The organism is Sutcliffiella halmapala, assembly GCF_002019665.1.
GTDB lineage: Bacteria > Bacillota > Bacilli > Bacillales > Bacillaceae_I > Sutcliffiella_A > Sutcliffiella_A halmapala.
In genome coordinates, this window is record NZ_KV917375.1 from 1,214,161 (window position 1) to 1,229,549 (window position 15,389).

The following is a 15,389-nucleotide window of genomic DNA, read 5'->3' on the forward strand; positions in this document are numbered from 1 at the left end:
TATTTTTCTATTATTTTTAAGGAGGGGCTAGATGACAAGTTTTACCGAACGGGCCATTTCTATCATAAGGCAAATTCCTCCTGGGAAAGTAATGACATATGGTCAAATTGCGAGGCTTGCTGGAAGTCCAAGAGGAGCTAGGCAAGTAGTGCGAATTTTGCATTCTATGAGTAGAAAATATGAACTTCCTTGGCATCGAGTTATTAATGCAAAAGGGCAAATTGGAATGAAAGAAGAGTCCCAATTCTTTAGACAAAAAATGCTGTTAGAAGTGGAGGGGATTGAATTTATAAATAATGATACAGTTGAACTTTCTTTGTATCTATATGAACCGATAAATTAAGTTTTATCTAAATAGTAAGAATTATATGAAAAGATGAACTTTTAAAAGTAAATTAACCTCCTCTTGGTAGTGGTCGATATATGATAAGAACACTACTAGAAGGAGTTTTTTTATGAAATTTTATCGAGTTTTTATCATTTTCGTATCTATATTATTTTTACTTGGAGGTTGTTCAAATAAAACGGTCAATGTGAACATGAAAGCCACCAAAAGCGTGGGGATTATGTTATCAGATGTTGGATTAGGAGACCAGTCTTTTAGTGATGCAGCATTTGCAGGACTTGTGCGAGCAAGAGATGAACTTGGAATTGTCTTTTCTTACAAAGAATTATCCCAAACAGAAAGCTATGAAAAAGGGTTAATGGAGCTAGTAGAAGAAAAGCATGACTTAATTGTAGGTTTAGGATTTATGGTTCAGGAAGATTTAGAAAAGGTGGCTGCTGCCTATCCTGACCAACAATTTTTGCTGGTGGATTCCATTTCAGACTTATCAAATATTGCTTCGATAACGTTTAAAGAAAATGAGGGAAGCTTTTTAGCAGGAGCTTTAGCTGCACAGGCTTCTACTACAAATAAGTTAGGTTTTGTTGGTGGGGCTGATGTCCCGCTTATTCAGAAGTTTTTAGTTGGCTTTGAACATGGGGCAAAATCAATGAATCCTAGTATAGAGGTAATTCCATACTTTGCGAATGATTTTGGTAATAGCGAATTAGGAACTCAATTAGCGAAAAAATTAATCGAAAATGACGTAGATGTACTATATGCTGCAGCGGGTTTAACTGGGATCGGTGTTTTGCATGAAGCACAAAATCAAGGAAAGCTTGCTATTGGAGTAGATAGTGATCAATTCTTCTATGCAGAAAAAGCGGTCATAACTTCTATGATGAAGCATGTTGATGTAGCGTTATTTAATGTAATGGATGAGTTCGTAGCAAGTGGGGACTTTCCAACAGGTACGATAGAACTAGGATTAGCAGAGGGTGGAGTTGGGCTTTCTCCTATTAGAATCATGAACCATTCGACAGAACAACAAGAGCAGCTGGAAGAATGGAAGGAAAAAATAATCGACGGAACTATTACCGTAAAGTAAGGAGAAGCATATGACAATTAAGAGAAGACTACTACTTAACTCTATTGCGGTTTTATTCGTTGCTTTGATTATGGTTGCTTACATCATTTTTCAGATGATTGCCATGCAAACAAGTAATCGTGACGTAGTTCAAGCCCTAGTGAATGTTCAAAAACTGGAATCAAGTACTCTCACACTAAAGCAAAGCTTGAATAATGCATCTATCTTAATGAATGATGCGAGTAAGCATGAAGTGAAAGTTACAAGAGACAACACGTTGAACTGGTTTAAGGATTTAGAAGCAATACTCTTTGATCAAGAAAGTAAAGCATACTTAGAAAAGGCTGCTTTCAAGCTAGAATTACTGAATAATAATACTGTAACTGCGATCAATGCGAATAATAGCGCAGAGTTAAAACGTCAGTCTATTCGAGTTGATGGAATAGCGAATGATATTTATATGTTAAATCTATATGTAACCGAGTATTATAACCAAATGCAAACGAATCTAGAGAATCAAGTGAAGTCTATAGTTTGGTCCGCAATAATAGGTGCAATTATTTTAATCCTAATTTCCGTTGCTTCTGCATTAAAGCTTACTTATAGTATAACGAATCCTCTAGATCGGATGACCGAGCAGGCAAAAGAAATAGCTGATGGGAATTTACAGGTGGAGCCTTTTATTTATCACAAAAACGATGAACTAGGTCAGCTGAATGGATCCTTTCAACAAATGACGGAACAACTGCATTTATTAATTAAAGAGGTACAGGTTGCGAGTAATCAAGTAAATAGTTTTGCAACTTTAGTAGAAACAGAAAATACGACATTAAGCGAAATAACTAAGCAAATTGCTGTATCTACTGATGAATTATCTGCTGGTTCCCAATCGATATCAAGCGAACTGCAAGATTCTGTTCATATGATTGCGGATATGGATGAACAATTTTCATCTAATGTTGTTATCACTAAACAGAGTGAAGAGTTAGCATACAAGGCAAAGGATGCGGTGAAAACAGGGTTAGAGACTTTAGTTTCTCAACAAAAAATAGTGGCAGAATCCCAAGATGCAACGCATTCTATAGAAGTTGCAACAAAACATTTCCAAACCCATGCTGAAAAAATTGAAAATGTAGCAATTGCTGTATCATCTATTGCTGAACATACTAATTTACTAGCATTAAATGCCGCAATTGAAGCAGCAAGGGCAGGAGAAGCAGGCAAAGGGTTTGCTGTAGTGGCATCAGAAGTAAGAAAGTTAGCAGATGAATCGAAAAGTTTAATGATGGAAGTATTTGCTGTTATTGGAGAATTAAAAACAGGCCTAGAAGAAGTTATTCATTCTGTTGATCATGGAGTAAAAATGGCAATTGAGCAAAAGGAGACAATGGTTATTGTTTCTAATGCCTTCACTGTTATAAATGATAGTATGGAGCAAATGGATTCCCAGATTTCTAACTTGGTAACGGGAGTTTCGAAGTCGAAACAGCTAGGTGAACAGGTTCTTTCAAATGTAGATAATATTAGCGCAGTAGTAGAGGAAACGGCAGCTGGAAGTGAAGAAATAAGTGCTGCAACTACTGAGCAAGTTCATGCGTTTGAAACGTTAAATGAGAAGGTTGTGGAGTTAAGAGCGCTTACTGGTAGTTTGCAGAATGCGATTTCTAGATTTAGGGTTTGATGTTGAATAGGTAGGAGGGTGAGCGCTTTGTGTGCTTGCCCTTTTTTGTGTGGTAGGAGGGTGTGTTCTTTTAGGATTTTGGTGTAGGTTGGTTTTTGGGTTTTTAGTTAATAGTTTTATTGGGAATTATGATGGCCCCTTTCTTTTTATTAGGAAAGGGGCCGGTTTAGGTTTTATTAAGCCTTTATGATGTGTAGATCTTTTGGGTAGCTTGTTAGTAATTCTATGCCGCTTTCGGTTACTAGGATGTCGTCTTCGATTCTCACTCCACCGACCGTTGGTTTGTAGATACCAGGTTCGATGGTGAAGACCATTCCAGATTGAAGAAGCATTGTGTTGGTTTCGTTCATAGATGGGTATTCATGTACTTCGATACCTAGTCCGTGTCCGATACGATGGGTGAAGTAATCGCCAAAGCCGCTTTCTGTAATAATGGAACGTGCAGTTTTATCGATAAGCCCGATTTCTACTCCTGGTTTGCAGATACCTATAGCTGCTAGTTGCGCTTTTAAAACGGTTTCATAGATTTCCTGTTGTTGATCATTGACATCACCAAAGGCTACGGTTCTAGTGATATCAGAACAATATCCATCAAGGACTACTCCTAGGTCGAATAGGACAAGATCTCCGTGTTGAATCGTGTCTAATCCAGGCTTACCATGTGGAGAGGCTGTCTTTTCTCCTGTAAGTGCCATTGTGGAGAAGGACATTTGGCTGATTCCTTTTTTCTTCAGTTCGTATTCAATGATTGCTACTAGTTCTTGTTCTGTACGTCCTTTTTTTATGTTATGGACGCCAACCTCTACTCCGAAGTCGGCAAGTTTTGCTGCTTCGCGTAAAATGGAGATTTCATCCGCATCCTTTTTTAAGCGCAAGTCATACATTTTCAATTCTGCACTAGTTAGCTGAGCTTGAGGGAATGTTGACTGCAGTTTATGTAGACGGGATACAATCATATGCTCTTGTTCAATCGCGATTTTTTCGATTGTTAAATTTTGATTGGTCACATATTTTTTAATTTTTTCCCATGGATCCTCTGTGTCGCTATATCCAATAATGCCATAAGCCCATCCTGTTTTTTTGACTTGTTCAATTTCCATATTTGGACAAATGATAGCGGGTTCTGTGTCAGGGAAAGCGAGTAATCCTAATAAGCGTTCGTGAGGATCTGTGTAAAAGCCACTAATGTAAAATACGTTAGGAGTTGATGTTAATAGACATGCAGAAATATTTTCTTGTTTCAACCAATCTACTAGTTGAGTTAATCGAGATTCTTTCATTGTATTCACATCCTGAATAATTTTTTTTGATTTTTGTGCTATGAAAGCTTATGTATTCTTATGTGTTTACATTTAGATTATCAGGGAATGATACTCCTGTAAAATATTAAAAGCAGGAATTTTTCTATATAAAGAGAAACTAATGGGAGAAAACTATTGATAGGAGAGGATAGCGGTGAAAGTTTCATTTCATGGACACTCTGTTGTAAAAGTAGAAGCAAAGGGTAAAACGATCCTGTTTGATCCATTCATTACGGGTAATGGGAGTACTGATTTAAAAGCAGAAGATGTAAAAGTAGATATTATTTTGCTAACTCATGGTCATAATGATCATGTTGGTGATACGGTTGATCTAGCTCTGAAAAATGATGCATTAGTAGTTGCGCCATTTGAGCTTGCAACCTTTTTAGGCTGGCAAGGTGTAAAGGTTCATCCTATGAGCATTGGTGGATCTAATACTTTTGATTTTGGTACTGTAAAATTAACACAGGCATTCCATGGATCTAGCTATGTAGATGAAGAGAAAAAAACGATTACATACACAGGAATGCCGAGTGGTATATTGTTAACAATTGGTGATAAGACAATCTACCATGCAGGAGATACGGCGCTGTTTTCTGATATGAAACTAGTAGGAGAATTAAATGATATTGACCTAGCCTTCTTACCAATTGGTGATAATTTTACAATGGGACCAGACGATGCATTAATTGCTGCCAAATGGCTAAAAGCAGATAGAGTAGTGCCAATCCATTACAATACCTTCCCTATGATTGAACAAAATCCAGAAGAATTTGTTGAAAGGCTACCCAAAAAAGTAGGATTAGTTATGAAGCCTGGGGATTCGATAAAGCTATAAAGTAAGAAAAAGGAGCAGAAATTTGCTTCTTTTTTTTGTCCTCCCGAATATAAATGAAACAAGCTATTATTAAATTTGGAGGGACTTTTGATGAAAAATAGAATCTTATTGTGTTTACTTTGTATTGGTGCTTTGTTATATATAGCGGTACCAAGGCTTCCGATGTTTGAAGATGGACTTGCAGGATGGTTTGCGCTTGTCTGGTTAGTTCTATGTTTAATGGCAGTAGGTGGAAATATTGCGGCTATCATGTACTTGCCAAAGAGAAAGCGAATGATTCGTAAAGTAAAGCTAGATCAAGAAAAAAGGGTCAGGCTACGTCAATATTAGTAAACTCATTGAATCCCCCACCTTTCCCCCGTATAATAAAGGAATAAATAATTATTTGGACGGGTGAAGAGTGTGACTAAGCATGAACAGATTATCCATTTTATTGAAGAACTACCTATTGGTGAAAAAATATCAGTTCGGCAAATAGCGAAAGAGCTTACAGTAAGTGAGGGGACTGCTTACAGGGCTATTAAGGATGCGGAAAACAAAGGCTATGTTAGTACAATTGAGCGTGTAGGTACCATTCGAATAGAACGCAAAAAGAAAGAAAATATTGAAAAGCTAACCTTTGCTGAGGTCGTTAATATTGTGGATGGACAAGTTTTAGGAGGCAAAGAAGGCTTACATAAAACATTAAATAAATTTGTTATCGGTGCGATGAAGCTAGAAGCGATGATGCGTTACACGGAAGCGGGAAATCTCTTAATCGTCGGAAACCGTACGAATGCCCATCAATTAGCAATCGAAGCTGGAGCGGCAGTACTAATTACAGGTGGCTTTGATACGGATGATCATGTGAAAAAGCTTGCAGATGAAATGAAAATGCCGATTATTTCAAGTAGTTATGATACGTTTACTGTGGCAACGCTTATCAATCGTGCCATCTATGATCAGTTGATAAAAAAAGAAATAGTTTTGGTGGAGGATATTTTGACGCCAATCGAAGCTACTACTTATTTAACTACAGAAGATACGATTAAGGATTGGTATGCGTATAATGAGCAAATCAAGCACAGTCGTTTCCCTATTATTGATAAAAACCTCAAAGTTCAAGGTGTGGTCACATCTAAGGATGTTCTAGGGAAGGATAATAATCTTTCAATTGAAAAGGTGATGACGAAGAATCCCATTACCGTAAATGGGAAAACATCTGTCGCATCAGCCGCACATATTATGGTTTGGGAAGGCATTGAGATGTTGCCTGTTGTTGATCCGAACCATCGATTATTAGGAATTATTAGTCGTCAAGATGTTCTTAAGGCCTTACAGATGATTCAAAGGCAGCCACAGGTTGGGGAAACACTTGATGATATCGTAACCAATCAGTTTGTCGATATGACGGAAACAAAGGGTGAGGAGCACTTTCAGAGTGAGGTAACGCCACAGATGACGAACTCTGTTGGAACCATCTCCTATGGTGTTTTTACGACTATTGTGACAGAAGCTGCTAAGCGAGCTATACGGAACTTAAAAAAAGGCGATATGGTCGTAGAAAATATCACAATCTATTTTATCAAGCCAGTACAAATAGATAGTACTATTGAGATAAAACCCAAAATTCTAGAGGTTGGTCGGAAGTTCGGGAAAGTGGATGTAGAGGTGTACCATGAAGGAAACGTGGTTGGTAAGGCGATGATGATGGTGCAGTTAATTCAATAGATGCAGTAAATAGTGAAACGAGTAGGAGCTAAGAATGATGCTTCCACTCGTTTTTTAGTTTTGTCCCATCCTCAATTAGTGACCGTCTTTTCCTTCATTTCTTGCTCTTTTACTGCTTCAGCTTCTTTTATCGCGTAGGGCAGATAATAGCGGTATGCTTTCAAGCCAGCAAGAAAACTTCCTAATCCTATTAAGATTAAGACAATTCCTACCACAATAGCAACAGTAGATAGAGGATTAATAACAGTATTGACACCAAAGAAAAACACAAAGCTTCCAAGTGCCATACTCGATTTTGCACTTAGCCATTTCTTCTCAACAGGTAGATGAGTCCGAAAATATTTTACTTTATATAACATGTAAAAGATTAATGAAAAGATAATCATGAATATAAAAATAGCCATTAGGAACACTCCTTATTTATTACTTTACATGAGGATAATATTAGTGTAACAAAGAATAACATTTATATTGTAACGTGTTCGTGACAAAAATTCTACTTTTCCTCTAGTTGGAGGGAAATATTAACAAGGAAATGTGACCTTTTCTACCTAAAGCACCTTTCCTTTTTCTTTGAGAAACATGAAAACTATGATTAAATGGAAGAAAAGAATGAGATAAATGAGGGATAGTATGAAGCAGCAAATATTAGATGAGATTCAATTACATAAAACGATTATTATACATCGCCATGTTCGCCCAGATCCAGATGCTTACGGGTCGCAATGTGGATTGGCCGAATTAATAAAAGAAACATTTCCGGAAAAGATGGTCTATCGAGTTGGGCAAGAAGAACCATCCTTACAATTTCTAAGTAGGTTAGATGAAATCCCTGACTCTAGTTATGAAGATGCTCTTGTTATTGTTTGTGATACAGCGAATGCGGAGCGAATTTGCGATGAACGTTATAAATTGGGTAGTAAGTTAATTAAAATTGATCATCATCCCAATGATGATAAGTATGGGGATTTAATCTGGGTAGATACAGATTCTAGCTCAACAAGTGAAATGATTTATGAGTTGTACCTTGCCGGTGAGAATCAAGGATGGAGAATGTCAAAGGAAGCAGCTAGACTCATTTTCGCAGGAATAATTGGTGATACAGGTAGATTCCTATTTAAGAGCACTAACACGAAGACTTTTCACTACGCAGGAGACCTGTTAAGCTATGGTTTTTCAATGACAGATTTGTATGATGAGTTGTATAGAATGAAGCTACATATTGCAAAGTTGAGTGGGTATGTTTTGGAGAATTTTACTCTTCATGAAGAAGGTGTAGCATCGATGAGAATTACCCGTGAAATTTTACAAAGGTATAATGCCCTACCTTCTGAAGCGTCTCAATTAGTTGGGATGCTAGGCAATTTGGAAGGAATTAAGGCGTGGGTCTTCTTTATTGAAGAAAAGGACCAAGTTCGGGTAAGGCTTCGTTCTAAGGGACCAATCGTGAATCAAATTGCAAAAAAATATAACGGTGGAGGGCACCCACTGGCATCAGGTGCATCCATATACAATTGGGAAGATGCAGAATTAGTGCTCCATGATTTAGTAGAAGTATGTAGAGCACATATGCAAGGAGAATAAATGAAAGGAGAGACTGATATCTTAGTCAGCCTCTCCTTTATTCCAACTTTTCAATCACTAAGTCGATTTCAATCGTGGTATCTATGATGACCAAAGAATATACTCGAAAATAATATGTCTTTTCATCCAACTTATAGCCTTTATTCTCAATCGTTTTTATAAGTAATTCTTGATGTTCAGCAATGCTTTCCACTTCTTCAGATATGAGATGGCTTAAATCATCCTTAATATCAGCAATGATGGAAAAACGACTTAATGAGTTAAGCATATACTTGTCGTGATTGATAATATCAATTTTTATATCATCAATTTTGAGTTTATCTCTTTCCTCTTTTAACTTATCATTGTCTTCTGTTAAAATGTGAATGGTCTTTTCATGTTGCTCCACTTGTTTCTTATACTTAATCAAATTTCCAACTTGTTTTTCTTGTAAGGCTCCGTAAATAAGAATAAATATAACCCATCCAATAACTGCTCCAAGGACAACTCCTGCGAAAAACCTTTGCCATCCAGGCTCTTGATGATAGGGAGGTACTCGCATTTTATAACTCTTCTTGTGTCAACCAAGTAATAATTAAAGCCCCAGCTTGTGCGCCACCTGTTGCAGAAATGATTAACAAAAGTTGCTTTACTAGAAATTTTGTTTCTCCGTCAAAAAGCCCCTTTTCTAAAGTATAAAACGTATCAAAGGTTCCACCTATTGCAGCTACAATTGCCCATATTTTAAGACTATTAGCTAAGCGGAATATTCGATTCAACGGTGGATCTCCTACTAAAAAAGCAGCGATTCCGCCGATAATAGCTCCCCCTATGATTACGCCTGTTGCAATAAAAAAACTAAATATTAGTGTTGCGATAAATGGATCCTTTACATCCATATTCATCATCCTTTCTGTCCATAGTTCATATATATGGACAGGGAGTCAGAAGTATGATGTGTTACACTTGAGTTTAATAGATTGTTTTTTCATAAAAGAAAAATTTATAATGAATTTAAAAATAGGATAGTGTGAAATAAGGTGATGATTAATGAGTGTAGTCCATCTACATATAATGAGTTCGTATAGTTTGCTCAATAGCTCTGTTCGTTTTTCGAAACTTGTAGAACGAGCGAAGCAATTAGGACTTACTTCGCTTGCATTAACAGATGAAAATGTGATGTATGGAGCGGTTGATTTTTATAAGCAATGTAAAAAAGCAAATATAAAACCAATTATTGGTCTTAAGTTAACCGTCCTTCCTTCTGAAGAAGAATTGGAGAACAATTATTCTGTCGTTCTGTTAGCGGAAAATAAGCAAGGCTATACTAATTTAATGAAGCTTTCTAGTGTTATCCAGACAAAGTCAAATCAAGGCGTGCCTAAGAAATGGTTAAAGCATTATGCAAAAGGATTAATTGCTATCCTTTCCGCAACGGAGTCTGAACTTGCAATCCATGAAAACGCTACAGAATTACAAGAAATCGTGGAACAATATGAGAACATGTTTGGGAAAAATCATGTATATCTTGGAATAGATAGAAATACAAAGGAAGCGTATGAACAATCCGAAAAGTGCCGTGAGAATCTTCCATTACCAATAGTAGCTCTTAGCAGAGTTCAATATCTTCTTCAAGAGGATGCCTTTGTCTATGAATGCTTACGCTGTATTAAAGAAGGAACGAAACTAGAGTCTTATCCGAAAGATACTCCCCATTACTTAAGAGAAGCAAAGGAAATGGTAGAGTTGTTTCAGGATATTCCAGAGGCGTTAGAGAATACGCTTCATATAGGTGAGCGTTGTAAAGTCGAAATGGACTTTCATCAAAACGCTTTGCCGAGCTACCCTGTTGCTGATGGACTTTCAGCAGATGAATACTTAGAAGAGATATGCTGGCAAGGTCTTGAAGAAAGATTAGGAAATGTAACAGAAGAATATAAACAAAGATTGAGTTATGAATTAACAGTCATCAAAGGGATGAAGTTCAGTGATTATTTTCTCATTGTGTGGGACTTTATGTATTTTGCTAGAAACGAAGGGATTTTAACAGGACCAGGTCGTGGTTCGGCAGCGGGTTCTCTCGTTGCATATTGTCTCTATATTACAAATGTAGATCCAATCAAACATCAGCTATTATTTGAAAGGTTCTTAAATCCAGAGCGAATAACGATGCCTGATATAGACATCGATTTTCAAGATAATAAACGAGATGACGTCATTCACTATGTTGCAAAAAAATACGGACAATTACATGTTGCTCAAATTATCACGTTCGGTACACTTGCAGCAAAAGCAGCTTGGCGAGATGTAGGAAAAGTACTTCATTTATCTGGAAAAGAACTTGATATGATCTCTAAAATGATTCCATCAAGGCCCGGTATCACATTAGTTAAAGCGTATAAAGAAAATGAGCAATTAAGACGAGCAATTGAAGAAACGGAAGAACGAAAACGCGCATTTGAAGCAGCGAAAAAGATAGAGGGTCTACCGCGGCATACATCTACACACGCAGCTGGTGTGGTTATTAGTCATAAACCGTTAACAGAATTAATTCCAATTCAAGAAGGACAACAGGATGTTTATTTAACACAATATCCGATGGAAACATTAGAAGAGCTTGGTCTTTTGAAAATGGATTTTCTTGGTCTTCGTAATTTAACAATGATCCAAAACATTCGCTTCCAGCTAAAAAAAGAAAAAAAGAAATATAAAAACTCAGAAGAAATCCCAGAAATAGATGCACCGACCTTTCGTTTATTAAGTGAAGGGGATACATCAGGTATTTTTCAATTAGAATCTCCTGGTATGAAGAAGGTGTTAACAAGACTTAAACCAAATTCATTAGAAGATATCGTGGCAGTAAATGCGTTATATCGACCAGGTCCAATGGAACAAATTCCGCTTTTTATTGAACGAAAACACGGAAAGAAAAAGGTTGATTACCCTCACCCTGTCCTCGAGCCTATCTTGCAAAATACGTACGGAGTAATTGTTTATCAGGAGCAAATTATGCAAATTGCTGCAGTCATGGCTGGTTTTTCATTAGGAGAAGCGGATTTGCTTAGAAGAGCTGTTAGTAAGAAAAAGAAAGAAGTGTTAGCAGAGGAACGCACTCATTTTGTAAGTGGATGCTTGAAAAAGGGATATAGTGAGCAAATAGCTAATCATGTCTATGATCTTATTGTCCGCTTTGCTGATTACGGGTTTAATAGGAGCCATGCCGTTGCATATAGCATGATTTCCTATGAATTGGCCTACTTAAAAGCAAACTATCCTACCATTTTTATGGCTACGCTTCTTTCAGGTGCTGTAGGAAGTGAACAAAGAATTTCTCAATATTTAACGGAAGCCAAGAGAAAAGGAATTCAGGTCCTTCCACCTTCTATTAATAAGAGCAGTTATTACTTTCAAGTAGAAAGAGAAGGCATTCGTTTTAGTCTGCTAACCTTAAAAGGCTTAGGTGCTCAAGCAATCAAAGCCATAATAGAAGAAAGAAAAAAGAAACCGTTTCAGGACCTTTTTGATTTTTGTAATAGAGCATCCACCAAACTAAACAGAAAAACAATGGAAACACTCATATTTGCCGGAGCCTTAGATGAATTTGGCGAAGATAGAGCCGTCCTTTTAGCAACACTTGATGTGGCTTTACAGCATGCCGATTTGATGATGCCAGCTGAGGAAAACCAAATTGATTTTTTTGTGGGAGACGAGTTTAATTTAAAACCAAAGTATGTACAAGCAGAACCATTACAATTAACAGAACAACTTCAATTAGAAAAAGAAGCTCTCGGGTTTTATTTATCCAAACATCCGACGGAACCATATGCTGCCTATTTTCAATTAGCTGGGTCCTTGTTTATTCAGGATATCCTTGGAGGAGAATATAAAAAGGTGAAGATCGGTAGCTTTATCTCAAATGAACGAGTTATCCGTACGAAAAAAGGAGACTTAATGGCTTTTCTTACGTTGTCTGATCAAACAGGAGATATAGAAGCTGTTGCATTCCCTGATATCTACAGCCGCTATTCAGCTATATTACAAACAGGACAGACCCTTCTAGTAGAAGGAAATATGGAACGGCGAGATGGAAAAGAACAAGTAATCATAAAACAGATTATCGAGACAGAGAAACTTAAAGAAAACTACTCTTCCTTGATTGGAAATGTCTATCTACAAATTGAAGAACATCTTCAGGATAGTGAAGTTTTACAACAGGTACAACAAGTGTTAAAAGAACATCAGGGACCCTCTCAAGTATACGTTCATTATATTAAAGATAAAAAAACAATAAAACTTCAACAAACGTACAATGTAGCTCCGGTAGAGGAATGTCTTGTTAAATTAATGGGTGTGCTCGGTGAAGGAAACGTTGTATTTAAAAAATCTTTACAATAGATAATATTATGCTATAGTTAACTTGGAGGTGGTCAGACCACCTTCATTTCTTATTCTTACACTTCCGCTTTTCTCCTACTCCTAGTAAAATAAGGCTGTAGAGATATGATAGTTTTTTTAATAACAAGGCTTAGTTAAAGTACAGCGTTGATTATTAGGTCACTAGCTGTTGATTGGAGCACGAGGCGAAGACTCCTGCGGGAGGTAGCGTTTTGTGGAGACCCCGCAGGCGAAGCCGAGGAGGCTCCACAAGCGCTCCACGGAAAGCAAAGCCTAGTGCGGAAATCAACAGCGGTGTTTAACAAAGCAAATAACAAAAGATAGTAAACTTATGAAAAATATATAGCGCAAGTGTTTCTAGAGGCACTTGTACTTAACGAACGAGGGGGACCCTAAACGTGTCTTTAAAAGAAGAAGCATTACATATGCATAAAGTAAATCAAGGTAAATTGGAATCAAAATCAAAAGTACCGGTCAGAAATGCGAGAGACTTAAGCTTAGCGTATTCACCTGGCGTAGCTGAGCCTTGTAAAGCAATATACGATGATAAAAGCAAAGTATACGACTATACCATGAAAGGTAATATGGTAGCGGTTGTTTCGGATGGGACAGCTGTGCTTGGTCTTGGAAATATCGGCCCAGAGGCTGCATTGCCAGTTATGGAAGGAAAAGCTGTTTTATTTAAAAGTTTTGCAGGTGTAGATGCATTCCCAATTTGTTTAAATACTACAGATGTAGATAAAATAGTAGAAACAGTAAAGTTGTTAGAACCAACATTTGGTGGAGTGAATTTAGAAGATATTGCAGCTCCTAACTGTTTTGTAATAGAAGAGCGTCTAAAGAAAGAAACGAATATCCCAATATTTCATGATGACCAACACGGAACTGCCATTGTAACAGTAGCTGGTCTAGTAAATGCATTAAAATTAGTTGGGAAAAATATTGGTGAAATCAAAGTGGTAGCTAACGGAGCTGGAGCCGCGGGAATTGCCATTATAAAGCTTTTATACAGATATGGGGTTCGAGATATTACCATGTGTGATTCTAAAGGTGCTATCTATGAGGGGCGTCCTTACGGAATGAATAGTGTGAAGGCAGAGGTAGCGAAATATACGAATCGCAGTAAAATAGAGGGAACTTTAGCAGATGTAATGAAAGGCGCAGATGTATTTATTGGTGTATCTGTCGAAGGAGCTTTGACCCAAGCGATAGTCGAGAGCATGAATGAAAAGTCTATCATTTTTGCGATGGCGAACCCGAATCCAGAAATTATGCCTGCTGAAGCTAAGCTTGCGGGGGCTAGTGTTATTGGGACTGGTCGCTCTGACTTTCCTAACCAAGTAAACAATGTCCTTGCGTTCCCAGGTATATTCAGAGGGGCATTAGATGTAAGAGCAACCCATATAAATGAACAAATGAAAATAGCTGCTGTAGAGGCCATTGCTAGTCTTGTATCAGCAGAAGAGCTAAGTGCGGATTATGTCATTCCTGCACCATTTGATCCACGAGTAGCTCCTGCAGTTGCGGCTGCAGTTGCAAAAGCTGCAATGGAAACTGGGGTAGCAAGAATTCAAGTTGACCCGGAAGCAGTAGCTGAAAAAACTAGGCAAGCTGCAACCATTGGAAAAAGTGAATAGTCTATGACGGTAACCCCTACAAAAATGTATTTAGAAATCGTTAAAAAAATCCGAGCCATTATTGTGGCAGACGGATTAAAAAGTGGAGATAAAATCCCATCTGAACGTGAGTTGTCCGATCGATTAAATGTCGGGCGCTCTTCCGTTCGTGAAGCACTGCGAGCTCTTGAACTTCTAGGATTAATTGAAACAAAACGTGGTGAAGGAACGTTTATTAAGGATTTCAAAGAGCATCATCTAGTAGAACTTCTCGGCACGTTTATATTAGAACAAGATAAAACGAAAAGTGATTTACTAGAAACAAAAAGTGAAATAGAAAAATCCTGTATCCAACTCTTCTTCAGAAAAAGAGAGGAAAAGGACTTCTCCCTATTAAAAGAAATAATAGAGTCACCTGGATTTTCTCGAACTGATTTTTTTAAGGCGATGATTACTCTCGTAGATAATAGTTTGATGCTGCGAATTTGGACTATTGTCAATAGTTATGCACTTATTATTGTAAAGGATAATATGATAGAGAGTAATAAGTATGAAACTTTCTTGCATTCCTTAGAAAATCAACAAATCGATGAGGCTTTATTTCTATATGAAAATCATTTCACGGAATTTGTCGATAAAAAATAGACAAGAATCTACAACATCTATCAAGGACTTTCCGTTACATTAATATATATAAGTTTATTGGTAAGTACAGGGAATTATTTATTACTATAATTTTAATAGCCTTGCTTGCCTAAATTATAATCTATTATTAGGACCAAATCCCAAAAGTAGATGATAAGAATTTTGGGAATGCATAAAAAGTAACACATACTATTTATACTATTAATTCGGCTTCTAAACATCCTACGA

Annotated in this window: 14 protein-coding genes; 10 read left to right on the plus strand and 4 right to left on the minus strand. The window is 37.1% G+C overall.

Features of this window, described 5'->3' with window-relative positions; translation table 11 throughout:
• Positions 1–31: 31 nt before the first annotated feature.
• From BK580_RS05785 to BK580_RS05795, 3 genes are all read left to right on the plus strand, one after another.
• A complete protein-coding gene (locus BK580_RS05785; RefSeq protein ID WP_078379412.1) occupies positions 32–343 on the plus strand; it encodes an MGMT family protein in 312 nt (103 codons plus the stop codon).
• A gap of 112 nt (positions 344–455) precedes the next feature.
• Positions 456–1,433, plus strand: coding sequence for a BMP family lipoprotein (locus tag BK580_RS05790; RefSeq protein WP_078379413.1), 978 nt, complete (start codon positions 456–458; stop codon positions 1,431–1,433).
• A gap of 10 nt (positions 1,434–1,443) precedes the next feature.
• A complete protein-coding gene (locus tag BK580_RS05795; RefSeq protein WP_078379414.1) occupies positions 1,444–3,093 on the plus strand; it encodes a methyl-accepting chemotaxis protein in 1,650 nt (549 codons plus the stop codon).
• 176 nt (positions 3,094–3,269) lie between these two features.
• On the opposite strand, the gene BK580_RS05800 is transcribed toward BK580_RS05795, so the two are convergent.
• A complete protein-coding gene (locus BK580_RS05800) occupies positions 3,270–4,373 on the minus strand; it encodes a M24 family metallopeptidase (protein WP_078379415.1) in 1,104 nt (367 codons plus the stop codon).
• A gap of 175 nt (positions 4,374–4,548) precedes the next feature.
• On the opposite strand from BK580_RS05800, the gene BK580_RS05805 reads away from it, so the two are divergent.
• The 3 genes from BK580_RS05805 (at position 4,549) to BK580_RS05815 (ending at position 6,942) form a co-directional block, all read left to right on the plus strand.
• Complete coding sequence (locus BK580_RS05805) at positions 4,549–5,232, plus strand: metal-dependent hydrolase (RefSeq protein WP_078379416.1); 684 nt, start codon at positions 4,549–4,551, stop codon at positions 5,230–5,232.
• A gap of 90 nt (positions 5,233–5,322) precedes the next feature.
• Positions 5,323–5,562 (plus strand): hypothetical protein, encoded by a 240-nt coding sequence (locus BK580_RS05810; RefSeq protein WP_078379417.1) that lies wholly within the window; start codon positions 5,323–5,325, stop codon positions 5,560–5,562.
• 72 nt (positions 5,563–5,634) lie between these two features.
• Positions 5,635–6,942: a CBS domain-containing protein gene (locus BK580_RS05815; RefSeq protein WP_211279002.1), complete on the plus strand. Its 1,308-nt coding sequence runs from the start codon at positions 5,635–5,637 to the stop codon at positions 6,940–6,942.
• Between the two features lie 71 nt (positions 6,943–7,013).
• Here the strand turns inward: BK580_RS05815 and BK580_RS05820 are convergent, their stop codons facing one another.
• Complete coding sequence (locus BK580_RS05820) at positions 7,014–7,346, minus strand: YtpI family protein (protein WP_078379419.1); 333 nt, start codon at positions 7,344–7,346, stop codon at positions 7,014–7,016.
• A gap of 229 nt (positions 7,347–7,575) precedes the next feature.
• Here BK580_RS05820 and BK580_RS05825 point away from each other — a divergent pair, with 229 nt between their 5' ends.
• Positions 7,576–8,526, plus strand: coding sequence for a DHH family phosphoesterase (locus BK580_RS05825; RefSeq protein WP_078379420.1), 951 nt, complete (start codon positions 7,576–7,578; stop codon positions 8,524–8,526).
• A gap of 37 nt (positions 8,527–8,563) precedes the next feature.
• On the opposite strand, the gene ytrI is transcribed toward BK580_RS05825, so the two are convergent.
• Together ytrI and BK580_RS05835 are read right to left on the minus strand one after the other, a co-directional pair.
• Positions 8,564–9,067 (minus strand): sporulation membrane protein YtrI, encoded by a 504-nt coding sequence (ytrI, locus tag BK580_RS05830; protein ID WP_078379421.1) that lies wholly within the window; start codon positions 9,065–9,067, stop codon positions 8,564–8,566.
• A 1-nt stretch (position 9,068) separates the two neighbouring features.
• The gene (locus BK580_RS05835) at positions 9,069–9,404 is read right to left on the minus strand and encodes a sporulation membrane protein YtrH (RefSeq protein ID WP_078379422.1); all 336 of its coding nucleotides are present in this window, start codon (positions 9,402–9,404) and stop codon (positions 9,069–9,071) included.
• A gap of 151 nt (positions 9,405–9,555) precedes the next feature.
• Between BK580_RS05835 and dnaE the strand changes: the two genes are divergently transcribed.
• From dnaE to BK580_RS05850, 3 genes are all read left to right on the plus strand, one after another.
• Positions 9,556–12,900 (plus strand): DNA polymerase III subunit alpha, encoded by a 3,345-nt coding sequence (gene dnaE / locus BK580_RS05840; protein ID WP_078379423.1) that lies wholly within the window; start codon positions 9,556–9,558, stop codon positions 12,898–12,900.
• A 398-nt stretch (positions 12,901–13,298) separates the two neighbouring features.
• Positions 13,299–14,537 (plus strand): NADP-dependent malic enzyme, encoded by a 1,239-nt coding sequence (locus tag BK580_RS05845; RefSeq protein ID WP_078379424.1) that lies wholly within the window; start codon positions 13,299–13,301, stop codon positions 14,535–14,537.
• A gap of 3 nt (positions 14,538–14,540) precedes the next feature.
• Entirely contained in the window at positions 14,541–15,161 is a 621-nt protein-coding gene (locus BK580_RS05850) for a FadR/GntR family transcriptional regulator (RefSeq protein WP_078379425.1), read from the plus strand.
• Positions 15,162–15,389: the final 228 nt, after the last annotated feature.